Source organism: Mesorhizobium salmacidum (SeqCode), assembly GCF_037179605.1.
GTDB lineage: Bacteria > Pseudomonadota > Alphaproteobacteria > Rhizobiales > Rhizobiaceae > Mesorhizobium > Mesorhizobium salmacidum.
Genome location: NZ_JAPYKS010000114.1, coordinates 1 through 296, shown reverse-complemented (window position 1 = coordinate 296; position 296 = coordinate 1). Strand labels below are relative to the sequence as shown.

General features: G+C 66.9%; 1 protein-coding gene. It reads left to right on the top strand.

Going from position 1 to position 296, the window contains the following annotated elements:
* A partial coding sequence (locus tag O7A60_RS32210) for a TCP-1/cpn60 chaperonin family protein (protein WP_337109612.1) occupies nt 1–296 on the top strand: 296 nt, incomplete at both ends.

Below are 296 nucleotides of genomic sequence, written 5' to 3'. Positions count from 1 at the left end.
GCCCTCAACGCGACCCGCGCGGCCGTGGAAGAAGGCATCGTTGCCGGCGGTGGCGTTGCCCTGCTGCGCGCGTCGGCCAACATCAAGGTCACCGGCGTCAACGCCGACCAGGCTGCCGGCATCAACATCGTGCGTCGTGCGCTGCAGGCTCCGGCCCGCCAGATCGCGGCCAACGCCGGTGCGGAAGCATCGATCGTTGCCGGCAAGATCCTCGACAACGCGAGTGCGACCTTCGGCTACAACGCCCAGACCGGCGAATATGGCGACATGATCGTCATGGGTATCGTCGATCCGGT